The organism is Caballeronia arationis (assembly GCF_001544975.2).
GTDB classification, from domain to species: domain Bacteria; phylum Pseudomonadota; class Gammaproteobacteria; order Burkholderiales; family Burkholderiaceae; genus Caballeronia; species Caballeronia arationis.
This window is the reverse complement of the sequence record NZ_FCOG02000058.1, coordinates 24,604-40,725: the sequence shown is the minus strand read 5'-3', so window position 1 is coordinate 40,725 and position 16,122 is coordinate 24,604. Positions and strand designations below refer to the sequence as shown.

Sequence of the window (16,122 nt, the reverse complement as noted above, 5' to 3'; positions counted from 1 at the left end):
ATCGGGAGCGGCCATTCGTCGCCGGGAACGTCGGCTTCGATCGCGCCTTCCGTCGAGCAGACGACGAGCCACTGACCGGCGTACGACCCGAGCGGCGGCAGGCTCCAGCGCTCGCCGGGCGCAGGATCGGCGCTGAAGACCGGCAGCCGGCCGCTCGCGACGAGCCACGTCGCGAGCACCGGCGGCGGCTTTCCTTCGATGCGCGCGAGCCGAAAGCCCAGCATCGACGTGACCTGCTGCGCCACCGCGAGCGCCTCCGCAAGCGACGGCGAGCGCACGATCAGCCCCGCGTTCGGCCGGTCGCGCAGCATCGCGGCGCGGCGTCGCGCCTCGTGCGTCACCTCGTGCGGCAAAGGCAGCGGCGGCGCGGGCCGCAGGCTCACGCAGTCGAAGTCGGCGTCGCAGCCGCACAACGCCGCCGCGAGCGGCGTCGGGATTGCGAGCGTGCGTTCCGCGAGCGCCGCCGATTCGCTGCCCGTCGCCGAAATCGTCGCGATCGTCAGCAGACCGGCCCGCGCGGCCGCGCCAAAGGCCAACCCCGCCACGCTAGCGCCCACGCATTCGAACACCGCCGCCGCGAAACCGAGCAAGGGCCGCGAGCCGCCGAGCGGCGTCTGGGCTTCGGCGAGAGCGCGGGCGACCATCGCATCGGTGTCGGCGGCGAGGATCAGCGCGACCGTCAACAGTTCGAAACGATCCAGCGCGAAGGCTTCGGCGACGCGCAGCAGCCGGCGATCGCGCTCGCTGCCGACGACCTGCAGCGCGTCGATACACGCTGGCAGCATGCGCGCCTGAAAGCCGGTCTCGTCGCGGCCGAGATGCGCCGAGACCGCGGCCAGCGCCAGCACACCGAGATCGGCGACGGGCGGCCCGGAGAGTCCATTCATCGTCAGGCCTCGTCGCGATAGTGATACGTGATGTGCCGCCCGAGCCAGCCGACCCAGCCCGGATCGACATCGAGCGCGCGCAACCGCAGCGCGATATCGGCCTGGGAGAGCCGGAAGCGCACGCTCACGCCCGAGGGATGTGCGCTCAGCCAGCCGCGCCGCAGCACGACGCGCGCGAGCGTGCGGCGCACGCGGCGGCGCAGCCAGCGGTCGAGGCCGACGCGCCATGCCGTGAGCCATCCGGGCTGAAGATCGTCGATCGGCGGCGGCAGGAACGCGAACAGCGGATCGTCGGGCGGAACGCGCATGCCCCACGCGATGTGCCGCAGCAGCGCCGGTCCGAAACCAGCAGCGGCGAGCGCGGGCCGCGCGTCGAGCCACGCGCCGAAGCCGATGCACTCGAGCGGTCGCACCAGCAGCCAGACGCCGGCAGCGGCGCTCGGCTGTTCGTCGGGCGCGGCGATCCACGCGTGCTGAGGCGTGTCGGCGTCGAGCGTGGACAATGCCGTCGCGGCGTCGGATGCCTGCGCGTCGCGGCGCTGCTTATCGCCGCGCGCGGGCGCGATGTCGAGCGGGAACGGCGGCGCGTCATGCGGCGCGTCATGGCGCGCCCCGGTCGGCAAATCATGCAGCGCGACGCTGCGCTCGGCCGACGGCCGCGCCTCTTCTCGCAACAGCGCGATGACCTCGTCCGCGCAGGCGTCGAGATGAGCGGCATCCGCGACGAGTTCCGGGGAATCCGCGATCAGCGCAAGGCGCACGAACAGGCGCAGCGCGGCGAGGGGCAGACGCGCGTCGCGCGCGGCCTCGGCCAGACGCGCGCGCGAGGCCATACGCGTCGCGCGCCGCCGCGCCTCGGCCGGCACGGGCACGGGGCGCGCCGCCGCGAACGGCTCCCGCGTGGCGAAGGCGCTCGAAGGCGCATCGCCGATCCACGGCGACAGCGCGCGCATCAGCGGCACATCGGCAATGTCAGTCACGATACGCGCCAGTTCCGCCAGAAGCTTCGGACTCCGATTCGCCTGCGCGAGCAGCGACGCGAAATAATGGCGCGCGGCGGGCGCGTCTTGCCAGTCCGGCACCGCAAGACGCCAGTACCACGCGGACGGCCGCCGTCCCACCGCCAGCTGGGCGAGCAGGAGCAGGCGCGCTTCCATGTCCGACGCGAACCAGACCGCCTCGGCGGACGCGGCGGCGACGGACGACGCATGCACGGCGCGCGCGATCGATCCGGACAGGCGCGTGTGCGCGCGCTGCGCCCACTGCGCCGCCGATGCCGTCGCGCGCAGGCAGCCGAGATCGAGCCGCCGCACGACGACGAGCCGCTCATCGTCCGGCGCGGCGATGCGCAGCGCGTCCTCGGCGCACGCCCGCGCGCGCGTCGCCGCGGCGGCGGGCGCGCGCAGCCGCAGGCAGGCGACATCGACGCGCGTCACGCTCATCCGACCAGCGACGCGGCGAGCGCGATCGGCCGGTCGCTGAGATCGATGCGCGTGGACGCCGTAAGCGTGTCGATCGCGCCGAATGTCTGTGTGATGCGCGACTGCGCGACGCCATCGGACAAGTCCTCGACGACCGCGTGCGCGAGCACCTTGCCGCCCGCATCCCGCACGAGCGCCGTCATGCCGATGCGCACCGCGCTGCTGTCCGCGAACACGTGGAACACGCTGCCCGGGCGCGCGGGCGCGGGCGCGACGAGGCGCGCCGGAATCAGCCGCTCGACCGGCGCGTGCGCGGCCATCAGCAGGCAGATGCGCACGAGTTCGCTGATCGCGGTCAGTGCGGCGGGAATCGACGCATCGATGCGGCCGAACAGCCAGTCGACCAGACCTTGCTGCGTGCGCCGCGTGTCGGGCGGCAAACCGGTCCAGCCGGCGAGGCCGCTGAGATCGCGCAGCAGCACGGGCTTGTCGAACTCGCTCAGAAGCTCCGCCCATCGCAGACGGCTCGCGGGCGGCGCGTCGCCGAACGCGGCGTGCAGACACGCGGCGGCGGCGGCAATCTGATCGATCTCCTTCGCCACCGCCGTGCTCAGGACGGCGCGGTTGTGATCGCCCGCGAGCAGGTCGGCGAGCGAGCCGCGCTGGATCAGCACGCGCCGCGCGTTCGCGAGACTGCTCGATGCGATCGCGCCCAGATCGAGCTGCAGCGCCTGCGTGCGGCGGCCGGCGAGCGCGGTCTGCTGCGCAACCATCACCCGCCCGACCGTCAGCAGGAATTTAGACGCCGTCGCCGACGCCGCGACCGACGCGGCCGCAACCGGCGCAGCCGCGGCCCGCTGTTGCACGGAGACGAGCGCGGCGCGCACGGCGTCGAGCCGGTCGATGCGATCGACGAGCGGATGCACGTTCGGGAACCACGACACCGGCGCGTCGCGCAGCAATGCAACGTACGCCTGGATCTGCTCGGGCACGGCCGGATGCTCGCGGTTGCACGCGACGATCGGCGCGGCATCGGACGCGGACGCCGCCGCGACGGTCGGCACCGATGACATGCGCGCCGCGCGCCGCGGACGCCGGTACAGCACGATGTTTGCGTTGGCCGCGAGCACAGCGTGACGCCGCGCGTTGAGCGCATCGACGCGCGCCTGTTCCTCCGCGCGCAGCGACGACGCGACGCCGAGATCCTGGCGCGCTTCCTCGACCTGCACGTCGATGGTGCGCAGTCGCGCGTCGGCGTCGACGATATGGCCCGTCAGCGCGACGCGCACGCTGCGAGCATCGGCGACGAGGCCGTCGTAGGTCGCGATGCGCGCCTCCACCAGACGCATCATCGCGATGCTGTTGTCGATCGCCTTGACGGCAAAGGTGAAATAATCGGCTTCGTGGCGCGCCGGTGCGCCGTTCTTGTCGGGGATGGCCTCGGTGTCGCCGAACGCGCGCTGGTCGGCGGCCTTCTGCTGATCGGCCAGCAACTGGGCGACGGTCGGCCCTGCGTCGCCGGCCTTGAGCGCGTGAAATCCAGGCGCGGGCAGATCGCCCAGCGCGATGCCCGCGGGCCGCACGCTGCCATCGGTCTGGATCAGGCCGCCGAGCGCATCGACGACATCCTGCTTGCCTGCGATGGCGTAGCTGTACGCATCCACTGACGGCGGCGGCGTCAGGCGTTCGGCGACGCTCGCGGTGCGGTCGATCGGCCCGGCGATGGGCAGTTGCGCCCGCACGTCGGCGATGCTCACGCCGCGCCACTGGGCCGCGAGACCCGCGGCGAGCGACGTGAGGGTGACGGGCGTCTGTACGTCGTGCACGAGCGCCGCACCCGCGAGCGCCGACACGGCGGACGTGAGCGTCAGCGTGCCGGGCGTCGTCGCGGCGGCGAGCGAGACTTTCTGCGTCGCGGAGGGCGTAACGATGGGCGTGAATATCGGCGCAGCGAAGGGCGTGGCGATGGGCGCAGCGGCGCCGATGACCGGGCTCACCCGCGCGATGCGCGTGAGGTCGAAATTGCGCACGGGCGGCACGGCCACCGCGACCGGCGTGAACGAGCGGATGTCGTCCGGGCCTTTGGCCACCGGCTTGACGATCGGCCCGGGCGCGTTGCCGGGCGCGGCCGGCGTCGCCTCGAAGGTGCCCGGCGGCGCCGTCTTCAGCGGATTGGACGGATCGCGCAGAAAATCGGTCTCGTAGGCGGCCTTCGCGAAGGTCGAGAGGTCGGCGCTCTGCGCGCGGGCGCTTTCATTGCGCACGACCGTATCGGCGAGCGCGGGCGACGTCACGAGGCGCGACGCGGCATCCGCGCCGAGTATGTACTGGCGCACGCGATAGATGTTCGCGCGCGACTTGAGGAAACCGAGATCGACGGCGTCGTTGGTCGCCGTGATGCGGCTCTCCAGAGCCTGCACGAAACCGTCGATGCCGGCTTCGTCGAGATCGCGGAAATCGTTGGCGAAGAGATCCTGCGGCCAGCGCGCGCGGAGAGCCAGCACCTCCGCCGCGGTGCGCACGCCGCCGCTCGCGACGGTCGCGAAGTCGTCCTCGGGCGGATCGGGATTCACACCGCCGCCCGCCGGAACGCTCGGCCAGACGCTCGCATTGGCGTTCGCCGAATCGGCCAGACGCGCGCCGGGCGGCGCCTCGTCGGCGATCCAGACAGTGTCGAGCCCGGCGGCGTCGAGCTTGCCGATCGGCCCCCACTGCACCGTGCCGCCGTGCTGCGCGAGCTGAATGCCGTCGATGCTCATGCGCACGAGCGACGCGTTCGCCGCGGTCCACGCGCGATCGGCCGGCACGCGCAGCATAGTCCACTGGCTCGGCGCGGGCAGCGCGCCCGCCGACAGGTTCGCCGGAGGCGCGCCACCGGCCGCGTCCGCCGCGCCCCAGAACGCCAGATGGCTCCAGTCGGGCGCGGCCGTGCGCGTATTCATGCCGAGCGCGACGGAAAATCCCGTCAGATTCGCCGCATCGACGATGCGCACCCAGCAGTAGAAGACATCGCCCGGCGCGAAGACGAGCGAGCTGCCCGCGGCGGTCATTGTCAAGGTGCGCGGGTTCGCGCCTGCCGCTACCTCTCGGATCTGCGTGCAGCCGAGCGGCGCCCGCGCGGCCGGGTCGGGCAGCATCTCGTCGGCGCTGACGTCGGCGGTCGGCCAGCTGGGACGCTGGCCGCTCACCGCGTCCTGCAGCACATCGCGGCGGCGGCGCACCCACTCACGCCGCGCGAGCCACTCGCTGCGCGCCGCGATCGCGCCATCGACGGCGCGATCGAACGCGGGATCCATCCCGGCGATCTGCAACAGGCCCGGCTCGTAGACCCGCTCCGGCACGGGCACAAACAGTTCCGCCTCGTCGATGACGTCGAGATTGAACGGCAGCAGCGCGGCCGATTCGGCGGCGACCAGATCGGCCTGTTCGAGCGGCAGTGGCGCGAGCGTCACGCCCCATCCGGCGGAGAAGAAGTTCTGCCGATGCTGCGCCAGCTCGACAACATCGATCGGCAGAAAGCCGACCGGCGGCAGACGCCGGAATGTCGCGGCGAGCGTCGCGGGCGCGAGGTCGCTCAGGCTCGCCATCTGTTCGGAAAACTGCGAAACCTGCGCCTGCCACAGCAGCGCGTTGCCCGCGCCCGCCACGGCCGGCGTGCGCGGCTTTGGCATGCCCGCGAGCCGCGCGACGCTGCTTCGATCGACGAAGGCGAGCGTCCAGTCGGCATTGAAGCCGATCAGCGCGAGCGCCACGCCGACGTCTTCCCACGGATGCGTCTCGTCCGGCGCCTGCAGCCGCTCGACATCGAAGATCCGGTACGCGAGTTGATTGCGCTGGGCGGGTCCCGGCGCGGGCAGCGAATAATCCGAGACGCCCGCGCGCGCGACCATCTCGGCGGGCCACAGATCGAGCAGCAGGCGCACGCCGTCGACGCGCTGGAGATCGTCGTAGGGATCGTCGCGCGGATCGGGGCCGCAGGCGTCGGCGGCTTGCGCGAGCATCGTGACCGTCACCGGCTGCGCGACCAACACTGCGACGCGCGGCAGCGCCGCTGCGGCCGCCGCGCCGATCAGCCCGCCGAGCGACGGCTTCGAGAGCCGGCGCGGCAACGGCGCCGCCATGCCCGCGAGCACGCCCGCGACCGCGATGCCCGCGCCCGCCGGCACTGGCGGAATGGCGGGCGCGGGCGCGCCGGAGGCGATGGCATCGAGCACATCGACGCGCGCCCGCACCGGCAAATCCGCCAGCGCGATGCTGCGTGGCGACGCCACCACCACGTCCTCGCCGGAGCGCGCGAGGCCGAGGCCCGGAAGAATCTGCATGCGCGCGTGGTTGGGCGCGCCGCCGAGAGCGCCCGGCTCCAGCATCACGTCGAGCCCGGAGACGATGCCCGCGCTCACGCTCTGCCCGCGCAGCCGCTGCACGCCGGCACGCGCATCCTGTTCGGCGGTCAGCGCGAGATCGCTCAGCGAGCGGCCCGCGAGCGGATTGATGCGGCGCCGCCACACGCCCGGCAACTGCGCGACGAGCGGCGGATCGACACCGATCACGTGTTCGTCGGCGAGCGGGCGGTCGATGGCGGAAACGATGCGCATGAGGGACTCCTCGTCGTTAGCCGCCGGGCGCGTCGGCGATCAGCGTCTTCAGCGCGGCGGCGGAAGCGTCGTCGGCCTTGCGCGCGAGCGTGCGCACCGAGGCGGCGAACTGAGTCAGCGCGTCGCCTGCGAGATGCAGCGCCGCCTGATCCAGGTCCGGCGCGAGACCAGTGCCGCCGATCCAGAGCTGTGCGTTGTTGTCGAGCGGATCGCTCGCCTGCGCGGCGAACAGCGCGATGAGGCCGTCTCCGGCATCGGGCGCGTCGTAGCGATTCGTGATGTCGATGACATCGCCTTCCAGCAGATGCGCGCTCTTCGGCTGCAGCGGCGGCAACTGCACGCCCGGGCGCGGCAGGATCAGGCGCGGCGGCGGATTCGGCGCGGCGGGATCGGCGGGCGGCGCGGCTATGGCGAGATCGTGCACAACCGACGCCGTCAGCACGGTGGAGGCCGCGATGCGCGGCAGTCCCAGCAGCGCGTAGATGCGCGCGACGGCGAACGGCGTCGCGCGGCTCACCAGGTCCTTGAGCTTAGCAGTGAGGCCGAGCGTCTGCAGGCGGGCGTCGACGCTCAGCATCAGCGCCTCGTCGCCGTCGCCGGCCTCGACCGCGAGGCCGATCATCTGTGAATCGTAGGCGACTGCGCGGCGGCGCACGTACCAGAGCAGCGGCACGCCCGACGCATCCGGCGCGATCGCGGCGAGCGCCTCGGCCCAGGAGGTCTGCCAGAGCTGCGTCTGCTGCTGCGCCTGCGCATTCGCGGCGAGCGCGGGCGGCGCGGCCGGCCTCATCTGCGGCAGGCGAATCTGGCGCGACACGAGCTGCGCGAGCAATTGCGACGGCACGCGCCGCAAGCCCTGCGAGGGGTCCGACCGCGCGGGCTGCGACAACGCCGCGAGCGCCGATTCGAAGCGCTGCAGCATCGAACGCGCGACGGGCGCGAGCACGACGACGCCGGTCGCGTCGAGATCGGCGGGATCGGCCAGCAAATCGATGGGCGGCAGCGCGAGACTTTCCTCAACCAGCGCCGCGATCTCGTCGGCCGGAACGAAGCTCACGTCCACATCGACGCTCGGCGGAAACCACATCTGCCGGAAGCCGAGGTTGTCCGGCAGGATCGCCGCGGCGGGCATTTGTCCGGCGGCGGGCAGCGCGGCGAAGTATTGCGCGGCGGAGAAGGCCGGCGCGAGGCCGGCGCGCGCGCGATCGGCAAGCACGTCCGCGAGATGCTGCCGATGCTGCAGCACGAACGCCTCCGACAACGCGCGCGGGCGAGCGCCCATGTTGACCTGCAAGGGCGTGTCGGTGCCGGTCTCGCGCCGCACGAGATCGACGTCGATCCAGCGCACCGTTCCTTTATCGAGCGCAATCATCGCGAGCGGCAGCGCGTCCTGCGGCAGTCCGTGCGCCGCGCCGAGAAATAGCCGCCGCGCGACCGCGCGCCGCGAGTCGTCGAGGGACACGGAGCCGGCCTCGGGATACGGAATCAGGTCGATCGACGTCGCCTCGATGATGTCGCCGTCCTGAATCTGGCGCGGCCCGTCGATGCGCGTCGGATACGCGGCGATCGGATTCGCGGTGAATTCGACCGGGCGCAACGCCAGCACGAACAAGCCTGTGCGCCGGCCGATCGGCACGCTCGGCAGCTCGCTCAGGCCGAAGGTGACGTCGAGCTGGCGGCTCGACGCGAGATCGAGCAAGGGCACCGCGCGCGCGCTCGTGACCATCACGAGATCGCCCGACGGCGTGATGCCGTGTCCCGGCTGGATGACGAGCGTCTGGCCACCACTCGCGCCGCCGAGGCTCACGCGCAACCCCGTCACAACGCCCGTGCCGCTGGCGCGCGCGAGATCGCTCTGGCGCTGGCGCACGTAATCCTGATCGCGGCTGAAATCGACGCCGGTGAGAAAGCGGCCGTCGAAATAGCGCGGCCGAGTGCGCAATCCGTCGAGCACGAGCGCGGACTGGCCGAGCAGGCTCTGCATGTCGTCGTTCGAGATGATGCCGGGGTCCGCCGTGCGCGCCATCCGCGCGATTTCGGAGACTTCGGCGACGTCGATCCCGATCCGGCTGCTCGCGACGCTGAGGTTGAGGTTTTTCATGGGCGGTTCCTCCGGTCCTCATGTCCGTCATCAAGGCTGCACGAGCGGCGTCGCGTCGAACGCGCGGCCCAGCCACTTGCCGGGCATGAAGATGAACGGCCGCAGACTGTTGTCGACCGACACTCGCCGTGCGAGATCGAGCGCGGGCCGGTCGTCCGCGCCGTTGCCGACGTTCACCGGAATCGCCACGCGCGCGAGCAGCGTCGCCGACGTGTCCTGGCCGATCACGTGCTCTTGAAGCGGATCGAGGCCGCCCTGCGCATCGTTCGCGTCGGGCGCTTCCCAGCTGCCGAGCACGGCCTGCAGGCGCGTGGCGGCGTCGGCGGTCGGCGCGGGCCAGAAGTTCTTCGGCGCGGGCGTGGGCGACGCCTCCGCGCGCAGCACCAGATCGAGCTGCGGCTGCTCGGCGAGACGCGCGGGCGTCACGGCGTCGAGCCCTTGCGCGAGGCCGCTCGCGAACGCCTGCGTCTTGCCGCGCGCGCAACAGCGTGCCGACAGGAACACATCGGCGACGAGATTGCCTGGCGTCGGAATCGCCGCGCGCAACAGCGGCGTCGAGGTTGCGGCGAACCAGCGCGCGAGCCGGATGCACTGCGGCGCGTCGATCTGGATCAGGCGTCCAAAACGATCGACCGCGAGTCCCGGCGAGACGCTCAGCTCTAGTTCGGCGTCGCCCTCGGCCGGCGGTACGACGCGCAAGCCGCTGAGCGTGCCGAAGCCGTCAACCGCCTTGAGCGCCGCCGCGAGACGCGAGCGGTGATAGGTCTGCTCGTCGACGAAATCCTGCGAATCGAGCAGCACGCCCGTCGCGTAATTGACGCGCTCCGGCGGCGGAAGTGCCTGGAGCGGGTCGGCCGGAGCAAGCGGATCGGCGCTGGTCATGGGCGTTCATCCTTCGGGTCGACGTTTAGGCGACGTTGGGGGCGACAAAGCCGGTCGCCGGCACCCGGCTCACGCGTTCAGTCCTGCGACAGGATCACGGCCGAGTACGCGCCGAGGCCGGTGCTCCCGCCGAACGGCATCGGATCGTTCGTGCCCCAGCTCGCATAGGTGTCGGACGACGCGCAGTTCGCGAAGCTGTCGTCGTAGCCGCTCCAGTCGCTGTTCAGGCGCACGCGCCACAAGCCTTCGCGCGGAAAGCCCAAGCTGTACGACGGAAAACTGCGCGCCGAAAAGTTCAGTACCACGACGACATCGTCGCGCGGGCCGCCGCCATACCAGCGATGAAACGCGACGACCTTATCGGCGTGATTGCGATGAAACACGTGCACATGCGGGCCGCGCAGTCCGCGCGTCGTGTCGAACCAGTTGCGCCGCAGGCGCACCAGATCGCGATGCAGATCGATCAGGCCGGGATACGCGTCGCTGCGCGCCCAGTCGAGCGGCTGCGCCTCGCTGAACGCGCCGCCGCACAGGAACTCCTGGCCTTGGAACAACATCGGCATGGCTGGCACGGTCATGACGAGCGCCGCGCCTAGGCTCGTGCGCTTCTTCGACGCCCAGGAATCGGCGTTGCCCGGCCAGATGTCTTCCGCGAGCCGCCGCTTGCCGCTGCTCGCGCCTGATTCGTCGTGCGACTCCGTGTACACCATGCGGTGGAGCGCGTCCTCGTTGAAGGTCGATTCGATCGCGCCCACGATGTCGTCGAGGTTGCGTTCGTCGTCCCAGGTCGCGGCCAGCACGCCGCGCACCGCGTGGACGAAAGCCGCGTGCCACTGCGTGTCGAAGCCCGCGCCGCCCGCCGCCGTGCGCTCGGTCAGCCACGGATTGTTCTGCATATCCTCGGCGACGGTGAGCTTCCACGGCATGCGCGCGTCGATTTCGTCGTTGATCCAGCGCAGGAGGCGCCAGCCATCGGGAATCTGCCGCCAGTCGTTGTCGACGGTGCGGATATAGTTGGTGCCGTCGAAGCGCAGGCCGTCGAGGCGAAACAGCTCGAGCCATTGCAGCGCGTTGTCGCGCAGGAACTGGCGCACTTCGCCTCGCCCGTAGTCGGGACGCGGCCCGCCCCACGGCGTGTCGATGCGTTCGAGATCGTAAAAATAGATGCCATCCGGATGCGATGGATCGGACCAGCCGTCGAAGCACTTGAGGTCGAGATCGCCCGGGCCGAGATGGTTGTAGACGACATCGAGAATCACCGCGATGCCGTGCTCGTGCGCCGCGCGCACGAAACGCTGGAGCGCCGCCGGGCCGCCGTAGTCGTGCTCGATCGCGAACAGGAACGAGGGGTCGTAGCCCAGGCTGATGCCGCCCATGAATTCCGCCGACGGCAGCACGATTACCGCGTTGACGCTGAGTCGGTCGCGCAGATAATCGAGCTTAGGAATGATCGTATCGAAGGTGCCGGGGCCGCCGCCGGACGCGTCGTTGAAGGACCCCGCGTGCAGCTCGTAGAAGACGAGTTCGTCCCAGGCCGGCATGCCGTAGCCGTCGTTCCACGAGAACGCCGTATCCACGACGATGCTGTTGCCGTTCGAACTCGATGTCGCAAGCGCGTAGGGATCGTTCTTCCAGAGCTTGTCCGCCGCGCCATTCGACAGCAGGTAGCGATACTGCTGCCCGGCTTTCGCGCCGCCGACGTTGCCGGACCAGTAGCCGCCGCCTTCGTGTGCGAGCGGATGCGCCGAGTCGCTCCAGCCGTTGAACTCGCCCGCGACGCACACAATCGAGGCGAACGGCGCCCATACCCGGAACGACACGCCGCCCGATGCGGGCCGCGCGCCCATGCCGGGAAGGTTCGATGGCTGAGGCATCGCTATGAGCGCCGGGCGGCTGCGTGACCAAAGCGTGACTTAGGACGCGCGGCTCGTGTGTCGCCGGACGGGCTCGGGACGGCGAGTGGATGCTCTCGGACGAGCCATGACCTTTCTCCTGGTAAATGGCGGACGCGAAGGCGCAGGCCTCTGGTTCCATCATCGAATGTAGGACAGTGCCAGAGTCTGTCAAGAAGCAAATTCGGCGGCGCGCGTCATTTTCTTCGTGATCCTTGATAAGCGGAAGACATGTCCTAGAATGCAACCACATCGCGCCACTTGCCGCGGACTTCGCGGACACCAGAGACGCCACGGCTGCCGTCCGAACGTTCGAACGCAGCAGCACGACAACGACATTTCGATCATCACTCGCGCCATGCACTCTTTTTGCGCATGGCGGCCGAACGATGCAGGGCCGCTCGGGCGCGGCGCCTCGCGGATCGTCTCCCCGGCGCGCCTTTGCGCGCTTCGCGTGGTTCATATTTTCGGTAGTACCAAGCATTTCGCTGGAGTCTCATCACGTAATCATTGCAGCGGGAGGCATGCGTTACTTTTCGCCGCGAGCCGTCCGGAGGATGACGGCGCGCGCGGCAAGCGCTTCGCATCCGGCGCGCACGCGCGGATCGACGAGCGGATCAACCCACAGGAAGCCGCACCGATGGCCGGACTCGCTGCAATCAATCAGCTCGGCGAGAGCATCGTCGCGCTGCTCGTCGCGCGCCGCAACCTGCTCGCCGCCGAAGGCAAGCTCGGGCCGATCGCCGCGGCGCTCGACATCTCGCAGATGCCGCTTTCGAAGCTCGCCTCGTCGCCGGAACCGGACGCGGGACTCACGATCAGTTGCCTGCGCATCGCGTTCTCCGACTATCCCGCGCCGCGCGCGCCATCCCCTGACACGGCGGAAGCCACGTCGATCGCACTCGAAGTGAGCTATCTCGCGACGGTCTGGTCGGGCGGCAACGCGGGCGACGAACAGTCGATCCTTACTTGGGCGATGCTCGAACTCATGGCGCGCCCGAGTCTCGACCGTTCCGTGCTGATCGGGCCGGCCGGCACCTGGGAGCCGGACGAAACCGTGCAACTGGTGCCGGAATCGCTCACCGACGATGCGCTGTTCCGTCTCTGGGCGGCGCTGCAGCGCAAGCTGCGCACGAGCATGACCTTTCGCGCGCGCGTGCTGCGCATCCGTTACGGGCCTGGGCCGTCCTGGCCGAACGTGGTCGCGACGCGCTTCGACGTCGCAGATGTCGACGATGCGCTGCTCGCGAGCGCGTCCTGACGCGCCGCGCTACGAAAACAGTACGGAGGATTGATCGATGCGGGAGCAACGGCCATGAGCACGATCCTCGCGTGGGAGACGGTCGATCGCCGCGTGCTGGCGGCGCTCGCCTTCACCGGCCCGCTCGGCGAGCCGGTGCGGTCAGCGGTGTCGGTGCGCCCGGCTCTGCCCGGCGTGCGGACGTTCCCCGCGCGCGACGGCCTCGTGGTCATCGCGCGCGTCCCCGGCCTCGACGCCTACACCGCGTTCGATCTGCCCGCCGCCGGCCTCGCGCCCGCTGTGGGCTCGCTCGACGTCGTGCTCGACCTGCGCCCCGCCGATGCTTCGCTCGGCACGCGCCGCGTTACGCTCAAGCTGCCGCGCGATCCCAACGCCGCCGCACCCGCGCCCGCGACGACGCCCGTCGTCGTGGCGCTGCTCGCCGCGCCCGCGGCGCAAGCCACGGGACTCACGGCCGCGGTGCGGGTGAATGTGCGCCGCGCCGACGATGAGCGCGTCGTCGAGCAGGCGCTGGCGCGTCTGCGGCCGGCCGGGCTGCCCGAGCAATACGCGCTGACCGACGCCGCCGGCGACGCACTGTTCCTGGTGGCGGGCGTGCCGCTCAGCTCTCCCGCGCCCGGCGCGACTGTCACAGCCGAGATCGCCGGCGAAGTCGATGCGATCGTCGATCCGGCGCTCGCGCTGTTCCATCGTCCCGACGAAATCATTCGGGCGCGCCGCGACGCGCGTCTGCGCCAGTCGGGATTCGTCGATCCGGACGATCTCTCCGTTCGGCTCGCGGCCCGGGCGACGCCGCCGCAAAACGTGCAGCTCGCCACCGGCCGATCCGCCAGCGCGGCGCTCCACTGGACGCCGCAATGAAGCGGCACGCTCGAGGACACTCACATGCCTGAATATCTCGCACCCGGCGTCTATCCCGAAGAAGTGAGCCTGCGCCCGAAGTCGATCGCGGGCGTCGGGACCAGCACCACCGGCTTCGTCGGCATGACGGGGCGCGGCGCGACGGGCATCACGCCGCCGCTGCTCACCTCGTTCGCCGATTTCGAGCTGTATTACGGCGGTCTCGACGATCTGTCCATCGGGGGCAAGTCGGCGACCAACTATCTGGCGCATGCCGCGCGCGCATTCTTCGCCAACGGCGGGTCGCGCCTGTACGTCGCGCGCGTGCTGGGCGCGAACGCTAAGCCGGGCGGCGCGACGATCAACGACGACGCCGCCGACGACGATCACAAGGTCAAGCTCGCCGCGCGCACATCGGGCGGCGCGGCGGATCCGGTCACGCACGCGAATTTCACCGTGCAGCTCGCGCTTTCGAAGCTCGCCACGACGAAAGCGCTTGCGATGCGGCAGGACCCCGGAACCCTGGTGAACTCCGGCGACGACTACTTCGTGATGGGCACCGATCCGCTCAGGACGACCGCCGCCGACAGCGGCGCGGCCTTCAAGGCGCTCGACGCCAAGTCGCCGGTGAGCATCGTCACGCTCTCGGCCGTGGTGCGCGACGCCTCCGGCGCGGTCGTCGCCGAATACGCGGGACTCGGCCTCGATCCGGCGCACGCGCGCTACGCGCCGCTCGTGCTCGGCCCGACGCCGCCCAACACGCGCGACGCGCTAACCAATCCGGTGGTGCTCAACCCCGGCTCGAAGGTCGATACCTTCGGCTTGCGCACCGCGATCGAAAAAGGCGCGGGCACCTACGCGCTCACTGGCGGCAGCGATGGCGACGGCCCGCCCGCCGATGCCGACTGGGACAACGCGCTGAATCTGCTGCTCAACCTAGAGGACATCTCGATCATCGCGGCGCCGGGTTCGTCGACCTTCGAGCGCGACACGGCGGCCTCGATCAACCAGAAGCTGATCGGCAGCGCAGAGACGCGCCGCGCGTATCGTATCGCCGTGCTCGACACGCCGCCGTCAATGGAGCCGAAAGACGTCCGCGAGCTGAAATCCGCGCTCGACAGCAAGTACGCCGCGCTCTATTACCCGTGGATCATCGTCGCGAATCCGCTCGCATCGACCGATCCGACACGGCCGAGCACCATCGCGCTACCGCCTTCGGGCTTCGTCTGCGGTATCTACGCGCGCACCGACATCCAGCGCGGCGTGTTCAAGCCGCCGGCCAACGAAGTCGTGACCGGCGCGATCGGCCTGCAGCGCGACGTGCGCTTCGGCGAGCAGGAAGTGCTCAATCCGCTCGGCATCAACTGCATCCGTAGCCTGCCCAATCGCGGCATCCGCGTGTGGGGCGCGCGCACGCTCAGCTCCGACCCCGACTGGACCTACGTCAACGTGCGGCGCTATTTCCTCTATCTCGAGGCGTCGATCGATCAGGGTTCGCAGTGGGCCGTCTTCGAGCCGAACGGGCCGCCGCTGTGGCGTCAGGTCCGCGGCGGCATCATCGACTTTCTGCGCGTCGAATGGGCCAACGGCGCGTTGATCGGCGCGACGCCGAAAGACGCCTTCTACGCGCATTGCGACCGCACGACGATGGCGCAGAACGACCTCGACAACGGACGCATGATCTGCGAGATCGGCGTGGTGGTGGTCAAGCCCGCCGAGTTCGTCATCTTCCGCATCGGCCAGACGACCATCGGCGCGCGCGATTGAGGAGCATCGAGCTATGACGATCCAACGCAACACGCCCTACGGCGCCTATAACTTCCTGATCGAGTTCAACGACGGCAGCAATTCGCGCGATCCGATCGGCGGCTTCTCCGACGTGACTGGCATCGGCACCGAAATCACGCTGATGGAATATCGCCAGGGCAACGACGTGGAGAACCACGTCCGCAAGATTCCGGGACTGCACAAGGCCGCGGACGTCACGTTCAAGCGCGGCGTAATGGGCACGACGAATTTCTGGCAATGGGTGCGAGACACGCGCACCGATCCCACCCTGTCGCGCGTCCTGTCGATCACGCTCAACGACGAGCAGGGCAATCCCGTGCAGACGTGGAAGCTCATCAACGCGCGGCCGATGAAATGGACCGGCCCGACGCTCGCGGCCAAGGGCGGCTCCGACGTGGCGGTGGAAGAGCTCGTCGTGTCGTCGGAAGGCTTCGAGTTCGACGACAACTGACGGA

Annotated in this window: 10 protein-coding genes; 4 read left to right on the top strand and 6 right to left on the bottom strand. The window is 70.3% G+C overall.

Going from position 1 to position 16,122, the window contains the following annotated elements:
• The 6 genes from AWB81_RS26745 to AWB81_RS26720 all read right to left on the bottom strand — a co-directional run.
• Window positions 1-887 (bottom strand): hypothetical protein (locus tag AWB81_RS26745; protein ID WP_144444190.1); only part of this gene is annotated, 887 nt, incomplete at its 3' end.
• A 2-nt stretch (window positions 888-889) separates the two neighbouring features.
• Complete coding sequence (locus tag AWB81_RS26740) at window positions 890-2,329, bottom strand: hypothetical protein (RefSeq protein ID WP_062639546.1); 1,440 nt, start codon at window positions 2,327-2,329, stop codon at window positions 890-892.
• Window positions 2,326-6,903, bottom strand: coding sequence for a hypothetical protein (locus tag AWB81_RS26735; RefSeq protein WP_062639545.1), 4,578 nt, complete (start codon window positions 6,901-6,903; stop codon window positions 2,326-2,328). Before AWB81_RS26735 ends, AWB81_RS26740 begins: the two co-directional genes overlap by 4 nt.
• A 16-nt stretch (window positions 6,904-6,919) precedes the next feature.
• Window positions 6,920-9,004 carry a hypothetical protein gene (locus AWB81_RS26730; protein ID WP_062639544.1) on the bottom strand — a complete coding sequence of 695 codons (2,085 nt, stop codon included), beginning with the start codon at window positions 9,002-9,004 and terminating at the stop codon, window positions 6,920-6,922.
• Window positions 9,005-9,034: 30 nt separating this feature from the next.
• Complete coding sequence (locus tag AWB81_RS26725) at window positions 9,035-9,886, bottom strand: hypothetical protein (protein WP_062639543.1); 852 nt, start codon at window positions 9,884-9,886, stop codon at window positions 9,035-9,037.
• 77 nt (window positions 9,887-9,963) lie between these two features.
• Window positions 9,964-11,760 (bottom strand): alpha-amylase family glycosyl hydrolase, encoded by a 1,797-nt coding sequence (locus AWB81_RS26720; protein ID WP_200822550.1) that lies wholly within the window; start codon window positions 11,758-11,760, stop codon window positions 9,964-9,966.
• Between the two features lie 658 nt (window positions 11,761-12,418).
• Between AWB81_RS26720 and AWB81_RS45860 the strand changes: the two genes are divergently transcribed.
• The 4 genes from AWB81_RS45860 to AWB81_RS26700 are packed head-to-tail and all read left to right on the top strand — an operon-like array spanning window position 12,419 to window position 16,118.
• A complete protein-coding gene (locus AWB81_RS45860; protein WP_159938942.1) occupies window positions 12,419-13,039 on the top strand; it encodes a Pvc16 family protein in 621 nt (206 codons plus the stop codon).
• A gap of 54 nt (window positions 13,040-13,093) precedes the next feature.
• On the top strand, window positions 13,094-13,900 hold the full coding sequence (locus AWB81_RS26710; protein ID WP_144444189.1) for a hypothetical protein: 807 nt from the start codon (window positions 13,094-13,096) through the stop codon (window positions 13,898-13,900).
• Window positions 13,901-13,924: 24 nt separating this feature from the next.
• Window positions 13,925-15,646, top strand: coding sequence for a phage tail sheath family protein (locus AWB81_RS26705; RefSeq protein ID WP_062639539.1), 1,722 nt, complete (start codon window positions 13,925-13,927; stop codon window positions 15,644-15,646).
• 13 nt (window positions 15,647-15,659) lie between these two features.
• A complete protein-coding gene (locus tag AWB81_RS26700; protein WP_062639538.1) occupies window positions 15,660-16,118 on the top strand; it encodes a phage tail protein in 459 nt (152 codons plus the stop codon).
• Window positions 16,119-16,122 lie beyond the last annotated feature (4 nt).

Coding starts and splice junctions, on each gene's coding strand:
- AWB81_RS26740 (WP_062639546.1), bottom strand. CDS start 2,329: ATGAGCGTGACGCGCGTCGATGTCGCCTGCCTGCGGCTGCGCGCGCCC.
- AWB81_RS26735 (WP_062639545.1), bottom strand. CDS start 6,903: ATGCGCATCGTTTCCGCCATCGACCGCCCGCTCGCCGACGAACACGTG.
- AWB81_RS26730 (WP_062639544.1), bottom strand. CDS start 9,004: ATGAAAAACCTCAACCTCAGCGTCGCGAGCAGCCGGATCGGGATCGAC.
- AWB81_RS26725 (WP_062639543.1), bottom strand. CDS start 9,886: ATGACCAGCGCCGATCCGCTTGCTCCGGCCGACCCGCTCCAGGCACTT.
- AWB81_RS26720 (WP_200822550.1), bottom strand. CDS start 11,760: ATGCCTCAGCCATCGAACCTTCCCGGCATGGGCGCGCGGCCCGCATCG.
- AWB81_RS45860 (WP_159938942.1), top strand. CDS start 12,419: ATGGCCGGACTCGCTGCAATCAATCAGCTCGGCGAGAGCATCGTCGCG.
- AWB81_RS26710 (WP_144444189.1), top strand. CDS start 13,094: ATGAGCACGATCCTCGCGTGGGAGACGGTCGATCGCCGCGTGCTGGCG.
- AWB81_RS26705 (WP_062639539.1), top strand. CDS start 13,925: ATGCCTGAATATCTCGCACCCGGCGTCTATCCCGAAGAAGTGAGCCTG.
- AWB81_RS26700 (WP_062639538.1), top strand. CDS start 15,660: ATGACGATCCAACGCAACACGCCCTACGGCGCCTATAACTTCCTGATC.